The following is a 9,122-nucleotide window of genomic DNA, read 5'->3' as shown; positions in this document are numbered from 1 at the left end:
GCGGGCGGCCCCTCCCACACCCCCCGCCCCCCGGCCCCGCCCCCCCCCGACCCCACACCCGCGGGCCCCCCCCCCCCCGGCCCGCCCCCCCCCGACGCGGCGTGTTGCGACCCCCTATTGGTTCAGAGCGGTCCGGATGCGACGGATCACCTCGGGAATCGGATGGGTCTTATTGACCCGCACGACCCGCCAGCCCAGCGTTTGGAACGCCCACAGCCGATCGACGTCCGTGAAGTACTGGTCCGGGTCCGTTCGGTGGTGATCGCCGTCGTACTCCACGAGCACGTGGAAGCGGGGGAAGGCCAGATCGGCGAAACCGCGGAACGTGCCGGCGGAGTCGAGGATCGCCCAGTTGATGTCGGGCTCCGGGAGTCCGGCTCTGACTATCGCCAGCCGCAGGGCGGTCTCCATGGGCGAGTCCGTCCGAGCGCGGATGAATTTCAGGGCGCGACGCAGACGATCGACGCCGGGACGATTGACCGCTCCCGCGACGGCGGCGTCGAGTCGCGTCGATTCGGCGAGCGGCGACTTTCGCCGCAGTAGCGCGTCGCCTGCCACGATCAGGTCGTCGAGCGAGAACGTCGCCGCCAGTTCGCACCACACCTCGACCGGATCCGGCACAGGTAGCCCGTTCCGCTCCCGAAGGGTGCTCTGTTCCACCATCAGCTTGTGGCCCGCCACTCCGGCTCCGCGTGGTGCGCGTCGCGGTGTGGTGACTGAGACATGAAGAGTTTCCGTGATGGCGTGCGACGGGACGGGCAGGCCGTAGATGATCGCCGCCGTGACATGACTGAAGAACTGGCCGTCGTCCATCCCGGTTCGAAAGGCCTCGCAGCGTTCAATCGTCGTCAGCTCGGAGTTTCGCGCCGACGCGAGACGCACCCCATGGAAAGGCACCGTGAGGTCGCTGCGACGCAGCCGCGACCGTGAGACCCCGAGTTCTTGCGCCCTCTTCGTCGTGAAGGCGCTCTCTCGGATTTCTGACGGGAGTGGTGCAGCTCGCATCGCCACAGATTGCCAGGATCCGCGAGACCGCGCAGAAACTGTCCACAGGCACCGGAGACGAGGGGTCGCAACGCGCCGCCTGACACCCTCGCGAGACGGCGTGTTGCGACCCCTCGTCGTGGAACGGGAGAGCCAGACGGCGGGTTGCGACCCCCTACCGACGGTGGGCGGCGGGCGGGCGCCTACTCGGGGTCGGAGATGTCTGCGACCGTGGCGGAGAAGGCCGCGATGACGGCATCGGCTTCGGCGAAGAGGGAGTAGCCGTGCGCGCCGGCGCCCATCGCGATGGTGCGGCCCACGATGGTGACGTCGGCCACGACAGGCCACGCCGTCGTGCTGCCGAACGGGGTGATGGTGCCGCGTTCGTATCCGGTCGCTTCGAGAGCGACCTGCGCATCCGGGAGCTGGAGTTTGTTCACCGCGAGGACAGCGCGCAGTTTCGGCCACGAGATCTTGCGCCCGCCGGGAACGAGGGCGAAGACGAATGTGCCGTCGCTGCGTTTCACGACGAGCGTCTTGACGATGTCGGAGGGCTCGATGCCGAGGAGGGCGGCGGCCTCCTCGAGACTGCGCGCGGCCGGTCGTTCGGCGATCCGGATGCTCACCCCACGGGCCGCCGCGTCGGCTTCCGCACGCGCTCGGCCCTCCTCCACAGGTTCGCCGTTGCTCGGAGTCTCCACAGCATCCGGGGTCTCGGTCATGGTCTACCGCGCTTTCTGGGAGAATCGAGGGAGATGTCTACTACAGCAACGATAAGCCACGCACCCCAGCTGACCATCGGTCCGCTGGCACTCGACGTGCCCGTCGTGCTGGCTCCGATGGCCGGGATCACGAACACCGCGTTCCGGCGACTCTGCCGCGAGTTCGGGGCCGGCCTCTACGTCAGCGAGATGATCACCTCGCGGGCACTTGTCGAACGCACGCCGGAGTCGCTCCGGCTCATCACCCACCACGAGTCCGAGACGCCTCGATCGATCCAGCTCTACGGGGTGGATCCGAAGACCGTCGCCGAAGCGGTGACGATGCTCGTCGCAGAAGACCGTGCCGATCACATCGACCTCAACTTCGGCTGCCCCGTGCCCAAGGTCACGCGCAAGGGTGGGGGAGCGGCGCTGCCCTGGAAGCTCGGCCTGTTCCGCGAGATCGTCGAGGGCGCGGTGAAGGCTGCAGGGCCGATTCCGCTCACCGTCAAGATGCGCAAAGGCATCGACAGCGATCACCTCACCTACCTGGAAGCGGCGAAGGCGGCTGAAGGCGCCGGTGTCGCATCGATCGCACTGCACGCCCGAACGGCAGCCGAGTTCTACTCGGGGCAGGCCGACTGGTCCGCCATAGCGAAGCTCAAAGAGACCATCACCGGCACACCGGTGCTCGGCAACGGTGATATCTGGTCGGCCGCCGACGCGATCCGCATGGTCGATGAGACCGGATGCGACGGCGTCGTGGTCGGCCGGGGGTGCCTCGGTCGTCCCTGGTTGTTCGGAGACCTTGCCGCCGCTTTCCGGGCGAAGTCGGGCGAGATCAGCGCCGAAGATGCAGCGCTCGCGCAGGCACATCCGTCGCTGGGGCAGGTCGCAGCGACCTTCCGGCGTCACGCTGAACTGCTGGTCGAATTCTTCGACAGCGAGGAACGCGGCTGCCGCGACATCCGCAAACACGTCGCCTGGTACTTCAAGGGCTATCCGGTAGGCGGCGACCTTCGCGCCAGCCTCGCCACCGTGGACACGCTCGCCCACCTGGACGACCTGCTCGCGACGTTGGATTGGACTCAGGAATACCCCGGCGAGGCCGCCGAGGGCCAGCGGGGCCGCGCCGGATCGCCCAAACGCCCGGCACTGCCGGAGGGCTGGCTGGGCAGCCGCGACCTCGACGGCTACCAGCGCGCAGAGATCGCCGAGGCGGAGGTTCACAACAGTGGCGGATAGTGGGGCCGACGGCGGGTACAGCGAATACGACAGAGAGCGATGGCTACCCGAGCAGCACTCGAACCGCCGAAGCGATTTCGCGCGCGACCGTGCCCGACTGCTGCACTCGAGCGCGCTGCGACGGCTCGCCGCGAAGACCCAGGTGCTGAGCCCGACGGCAGGCCTCGACTTCGCCCGCAACAGGCTGACGCATTCCCTCGAGGTCGCGCAGGTCGGTCGTGAGCTCGCAACCAGCTTGGGCCTCGACCCCGACATCGTCGACACAGCGTGCCTGGCGCACGACATCGGGCACCCGCCGTTCGGGCACAACGGTGAACGGGCGCTCAACGCCTGGGCTCACGACATCGGCGGATTCGAGGGCAACGCACAGACGCTGCGTCTGCTGGCTCGACTCGAACCCAAGGTCTTCGGTCCGGATGGGCGTGCCTACGGGCTCAACCTGACCCGCGCGAGTCTCGACGCGAGCTGCAAGTACCCGTGGCCGTCCACATCGTCGGTCGCCGATCCGAGCGGTCGAGCGAAGTTCGGCTTCTACTCCGACGACACGCCCGTCTTCCAATGGATGCGAGCCGGGGCGCCCGAGCGCGTTCGCTGCATCGAGGCGCAAGTGATGGACCTCTCCGACGACATCGCCTACTCGGTCCACGACTTCGAAGACGCCGTCGTCAACGGCTACATCGACGTCGCTGCGCTCGGCAGCCGCGTCGACCACGACGACCTCGTGAGTTCGATGTACGAGTGGATCGGTGGCGAATTCAGCCACGACGAGCTCATCGCCGCCTTCGACAGGCTCGATAATCTCGACATCTGGCTCGACGGCTGGGATGGGAGCCGGCGCTCGCAAGCCAGACTCAAGAACCTCACAAGCCAGCTCATCGGGCGCTTCGCAGGTGCAGCCATCCGGGCGACGCGAGAAGCGGCGCCGGGGGAGCACCTCGCGCGGTTCGGAGCGGACGTCGTCGTTCCGGCGGCGATCCAGGCCGAGATCGCCGTGTTGAAGGGCATCGTCGCCACGTTCGTCATGTCGAAGAACACGCGGCAGCCGATCTACGTTCAGCAACGGCAGATCCTCACGACGCTCGCCGACGTCTTGCACGCCAATGGCCCGCACGAGCTCGATGCAGGCTTCGCCGAGGACTGGCAGACCGCCGAGTCCGAAACCGAACGCAAGCGGGTGATCGTCGACCAGGTTGCGAGCCTCACCGATCAGTCAGCTCTGAGCTGGTACGAACGACTGGTGCAGCACTGAGTTGACCCGGTGGGCTTGAATCCCCGGGCAGGAACCTGAATGCTGGAATCGCGGCGCTGGGAGTCGCAGCCATCGAGAGGAAACAATGAGCACCCCACAACCACCGGTGAACGGCGACGATCAGGCGCCGACCGAGGGCACGGCCCCCGCACCGGCGAAGCGCACGCCCAGCAGGTCCACTCCGAAGGCCGCGGGAGAGGCGGCACCCAAGGCGACCACTCCTCGCACCACCACCGGTGCCACGAAGGCCGGCGCCACCCGCACGGGCGGCGCATCTGCGGCCCGCAAGCCGGTCACCGGCGCGCGCAAACCGGCGGGGGCAACGGCGACCGAGGCGTCGCCGACGGAGAAGTCCACCAAGCCGACGACACGTCGCACCGCCGCGAGCAAAGCAGCGGCCACTCCCAAACCGGACGAGGAAGGGGACGTGCCCAGCATTCTCGAGACAGCCCTTGCCGGACACAATGCGTCCGTCCGGGCGAGCGTCGACGCGGTCGAGTCGGCCACCCCCAGCGAGCCGACAGTGACTGCAGCCCCGGATGCGTCTGAGGCAGAGGCCTCTGCCTCGGCGTCCGAAGAGACCGCATCTACGGAGCCGTACACCGAAGCCACCACACCCACCGAGCCCTTCACGGAAGCAGCACCGGAAGCAGCACCAGAAGCCACCCCAGAAGCGACCCCTGACACCGCCGTACCGCCAGCCGAAGCACACGACGCCACATCGGCACCCGACGGCACTGTGCCGCCCGGGGGATATCGAAGCGTCACCGACTTCGCCGAACGTCTTGACGACACGCGCTTCTTCTCCTCGCTCTTCGACTTCACATTCACCAACTACGTGACGCGAAAGCTCGCCGGTCCGGTCTACGTCGTCGGCCTCGTGCTCATCGCGCTCAGCATGCTGCTGTCGATCATCTACAGCCTGACGGTGGCCATCGGAACGCACTCGTTCCTCGGTGCGTTCGTATTCCTGTTCGGGGTGATCATCACGCTGGTCGGGGCGATCCTGTCCGTGCTGCTGCTGCGCGTCGGGATCGAAGTGTTCGTCGCGATCATCGAGATCGCGCAGAACACCCGAGGACGCAAACGGGAACGACGCTAGCAGTCGCACTCGACGCCCTCGCGTCGAACGTCCGTCAGGCTCACTAGAATCGAACCATGGCCGGCCGGATTCGACAGAACGACATCGAAGAGGTCAAGGCTCGCACCAACATCGCCGACATCGTCGGCGACTACGTCAGCTTGAAGTCGGCCGGCGTCGGAGCGCTCAAGGGCCTCTGCCCGTTCCACGACGAGAAGAGCCCGAGCTTCCAGGTGCGTCCGGGTGTCGGCCGCTACCACTGCTTCGGGTGCGGCGAAGGCGGAGACGTCTACGAGTTCCTCCAGAAGCTCGACCACGTCTCGTTCACCGAGGCCGTCGAACGACTGGCCGCGCGCCTGGGCTTCACCCTCCACTACGAGGACGGTGGCGGCGGTCCCTCCGAGCATGGCAACCGCGCCCGCCTCCTTGCCGCCAACGGTGCAGCCGAGGAGTTCTTCCGCTCGAAGCTCAGCGCGCCAGAAGCCGACATCGGCCGCCGCTTTCTCGGTGAGCGAGGGTTCGACGCGCACGCCGCGGCCCAATTCGGTGTCGGTTTCGCGCCGAAGAGCTGGGACGAACTCACCAACCACCTCCGCAGCAAAGGCTTCACCGTCGAGGAGCTCACGACCGCGGGTCTGGTCTCACAGGGGGATCGAGGCGTCTACGACCGCTTCCGCGGCCGCCTGATCTGGCCGATCCGCGACCTCACCGGTCAGACCATCGGCTTCGGCGCTCGCCGGCTGCTCGACGACGACAAGGGCCCCAAATACCTCAACACCCCCGAGACGCCGGTCTACAAGAAGGCGCAGGTGCTCTACGGGCTCGACCTCGCCAAGCGTGACGTCTCGCGGCTCGACCAGGTGGTGGTCGTCGAGGGGTACACCGATGTGATGGCCTGTCACCTCGCGGGCATCACCACCGCCGTCGCCACCTGCGGAACCGCGTTCGGAATCGATCACATCAAGGTGATCCGCCGCGTGATGGGGGACGACAACAGCACCGGCTCCGTCATCTTCACGTTCGATCCGGATGCGGCAGGCCAGAAAGCCGCAGCGCGCGCGTTCGGCGAGGAGCAGCGCTTTTCGGCCCAGACCTATGTCGCGGTCGGCCCGGAGGGCCTTGACCCCTGCGACCTGCGCCTGCAGAAGGGCGACGACGCGGTGAGGCGGATGATCGACGCCAAGAAGCCGATGTTCGAGTTCATGATCCGGCAGGTGATCGACCGCTACGACCTCGACACGGTCGAAGGACGCACGGCCGCGATGCGCGGGGGAGCTCCGATCGTCGCGACCATCCGCGATCCAGCTTCACAGAACGGCTACGCGAGGGAACTCGCACGGCTCTCGGGCGCCGACTTGCAAGACACGCTCCGAGCCGTGCACGCCTCACGGCGTGGGGAGCGCGCCGCAAACCAGAGTGGCCAGCCGTCCGGGCAGGGCCAGTCGCGGTCTCGGGCCGAGGAGCCCGAGATCCGCGCGGCGGCCGGCCTTGCAGAGATCCCGAACGATCCGGTGTCCCGAACCGAGCGCGAGACTCTGATGGTGCTGCTCCAGTTGCCCGCCGAGGTCGGCGCAGAACGGGCGGCCCGTGTCGTACAGGTCGCGTTCGCGAACCCGTCCCTCGGCGTCGTGAAGGATGCGATCGCCAGCCAGCTCACGACGCTCACCGAGCCGGGGTGGGTGGACAGGATCACGGCCGAGGTGCCGGCGCCGTTCGCGCCGCTCGTCAACGAACTGAGTGTCGCATCCGTGCCTCAGGCGGAATCGGGCAACCTGACCGGATACGCGCGGGCGGTGGCGGGAGCCCTGATCGAGCGCGACCTGCTACGGGAGAAGGCGGAGCTGCAACTGCGCTTGCGTCGCGCCGACGACCCCGAGACGGTCCGGACCCTCGGCCGGGCCATGATGCAGATCGAGACAGAACGACGCCTGCTGCGCGAAGGATAGTCGTTTTGCGCCGTCTGGACGACGGCAGACGGGCCTTCTGCGCCGATATATTGCGTCATTCGTTAAGATCTCGCTACGAAATCGATTCGGATTCATGCATCGCGTTCGTTTCGTGTTAGGACTATGGCTACACGATTCGGCAATGAGGCACCCGTGTGCTTGCCGCCTACGTGACCCCACACCAGGAAGAGGTATTCGGATATGAGATCCGCACACATCAGCGGCAAACGCCTGCTGGCCGTGTCGGCCGCGTTCGCGGCGACGGCCTTGGTGCTCGCCGGCTGCTCCGGCAGCGGAAGCGGCTCCGGCAGCAGCGGTGGAGCCCTGACCGTCGGCACGACCGACAAGATCACGTCGATCGACCCGGCAGGCTCGTACGACAACGGCTCGTTCGCCGTCATGAACCAGGTCTACCCGTTCTTGATGAACTCGCCGTACGGCACGGCCGACGTCAAGCCCGACATCGCGACCTCCGCCGAGTTCACCTCGCCGACGGAGTACACCGTCAAGCTCAAGCCAGACCTCAAGTTCGCCAACGGACACGACCTCACCTCGTCCGATGTGAAGTTCACCTTCGACCGTCAGGTGAAGATCAACGACCCCAAGGGCCCGGCCTACCTGCTGGCAAACCTGGACAGCATCTCGACTCCGGACAAGACCACCGTCGTCTTCAAGCTCAAGACCCCGAACGACCAGACGTTCGCGCAGGTCCTCTCGAGCCCGGCCGGTCCCATCGTCGACGAGCAGGTGTTCTCGCCCACCAAGGTCACCTCGGACGCCGACATCGTCAAGGGCAAGCCGTGGGCAGGCCAGTACTCGATCACGAGCTACGACTTCAACAACCTCGTCGCCTACCAGGCGAACCCCGACTACGAGGGCGTTCTGGGAAAGCCGGCCACCGACAAGGTGAACGTCAAGTACTACGCCGAGGCGTCGAACATGAAGCTCGACATCCAGAAGGGCTCGATCGACGTCGCGTTCCGGTCGCTGTCGCCGACGGATATCGCGAGCCTGCGCGGTGACAAGAACGTGAAGGTCGTCGACGGTCCCGGTGGAGAGATCCGCTACATCGTCTTCAACTTCAACACGATGCCGTACGGTGCCACCACGCCGGACGCCGACCCCGCCAAGTCGCTCGCCGTGCGCCAGGCCGCTGCCGACCTCGTCGACCGTTCCGCCATCGCCAAAGAGGTCTACAAGGACACCTACACGCCGCTCTACTCGTTCGTTCCGGACGGCCTGACCGGTGCGGTGACGCCATTCAAGACGCTGTACGGCGACGGCAACGGCGGCCCCAGCCTCGACAAGGCCAAGGCTGTTCTCGAGGCTGCCGGCGTGACCACCCCGGTCTCGCTCAACCTCCAGTACAACACCGACCACTACGGCCCCTCGTCCTCCGACGAGTACGCCCAGGTCAAGGAGCAGCTGGAGCAGGGCGGTCTCTTCAAGGTGACCCTGCAGTCCACGGAGTACGTGCAGTACAACAAGGACCGCGTCGCCGACGTGTATCCCGCTTACCAGCTCGGCTGGTTCCCGGACTACTCGGACGCCGACAACTACCTCACGCCGTTCTTCCAGAAGGACAACTTCCTGGTGAACCACTACGAGAACGCCAATGTTCAGGACCTGATCACGAAGCAGGTCGGCGAGACCGATCCGGCCGCGCGCACCAAGCTGATCGAGCAGATCCAGACCGATGTCGCTGCCGACGTGCCCACCCTGCCGCTGCTGCAGGGCGCGCAGGTCGCAGTCACCGGAAAGACGGTGACCGGCGCCGACAAGACGCTCGACGGCTCCTTCAAGTTCCGCTACGGAGCGCTCGCGAAGGGCTGAACACCACCGGCTAGTCCGCTAGCCACTGGGGGCGGTCCGCTTCGGCGGGCCGCCCCCGCACACGGTCCACACCACGATTGGCT

General features: G+C 66.7%; 7 protein-coding genes. 5 read left to right on the top strand and 2 right to left on the bottom strand.

Going from position 1 to position 9,122, the window contains the following annotated elements; genetic code table 11:
* Positions 1–114 precede the first annotated feature (114 nt).
* The gene (locus tag ACFVV0_RS14090) at positions 115–813 is read right to left on the bottom strand and encodes a hypothetical protein (protein ID WP_387064146.1); all 699 of its coding nucleotides are present in this window, start codon (positions 811–813) and stop codon (positions 115–117) included.
* A gap of 374 nt (positions 814–1,187) precedes the next feature.
* A complete protein-coding gene (locus ACFVV0_RS14085; protein WP_387064143.1) occupies positions 1,188–1,706 on the bottom strand; it encodes an aminoacyl-tRNA deacylase in 519 nt (172 codons plus the stop codon).
* 33 nt (positions 1,707–1,739) lie between these two features.
* Between ACFVV0_RS14085 and dusB the strand changes: the two genes are divergently transcribed.
* The 5 genes from dusB (at position 1,740) to ACFVV0_RS14060 (ending at position 9,039) form a co-directional block, all read left to right on the top strand.
* Positions 1,740–2,930, top strand: a complete 1,191-nt coding sequence (gene dusB, locus ACFVV0_RS14080; RefSeq protein WP_387064140.1) for a tRNA dihydrouridine synthase DusB — start codon at positions 1,740–1,742, stop codon at positions 2,928–2,930.
* A complete protein-coding gene (locus tag ACFVV0_RS14075; protein ID WP_387064138.1) occupies positions 2,920–4,179 on the top strand; it encodes a deoxyguanosinetriphosphate triphosphohydrolase in 1,260 nt (419 codons plus the stop codon). The genes dusB and ACFVV0_RS14075 overlap by 11 nt, the downstream gene beginning before the upstream one ends.
* Positions 4,180–4,264: 85 nt before the next feature.
* Complete coding sequence (locus ACFVV0_RS14070; RefSeq protein ID WP_387064135.1) at positions 4,265–5,281, top strand: DUF4282 domain-containing protein; 1,017 nt, start codon at positions 4,265–4,267, stop codon at positions 5,279–5,281.
* 56 nt (positions 5,282–5,337) lie between these two features.
* The gene (dnaG, locus tag ACFVV0_RS14065; protein ID WP_387064133.1) at positions 5,338–7,206 is read left to right on the top strand and encodes a DNA primase; all 1,869 of its coding nucleotides are present in this window, start codon (positions 5,338–5,340) and stop codon (positions 7,204–7,206) included.
* A gap of 201 nt (positions 7,207–7,407) precedes the next feature.
* Positions 7,408–9,039, top strand: a complete 1,632-nt coding sequence (locus ACFVV0_RS14060; protein WP_387064130.1) for an ABC transporter substrate-binding protein — start codon at positions 7,408–7,410, stop codon at positions 9,037–9,039.
* The last annotated feature ends 83 nt before the right edge of the window (positions 9,040–9,122 follow it).

Origin of the sequence: Leifsonia sp. NPDC058230, from assembly GCF_042882245.1 — a bacterium.
Lineage (GTDB): Bacteria > Actinomycetota > Actinomycetes > Actinomycetales > Microbacteriaceae > Leifsonia.
The sequence above is the reverse complement of the archived record's forward strand: the minus strand, read 5'-3'. Positions and strand labels throughout refer to the sequence as shown.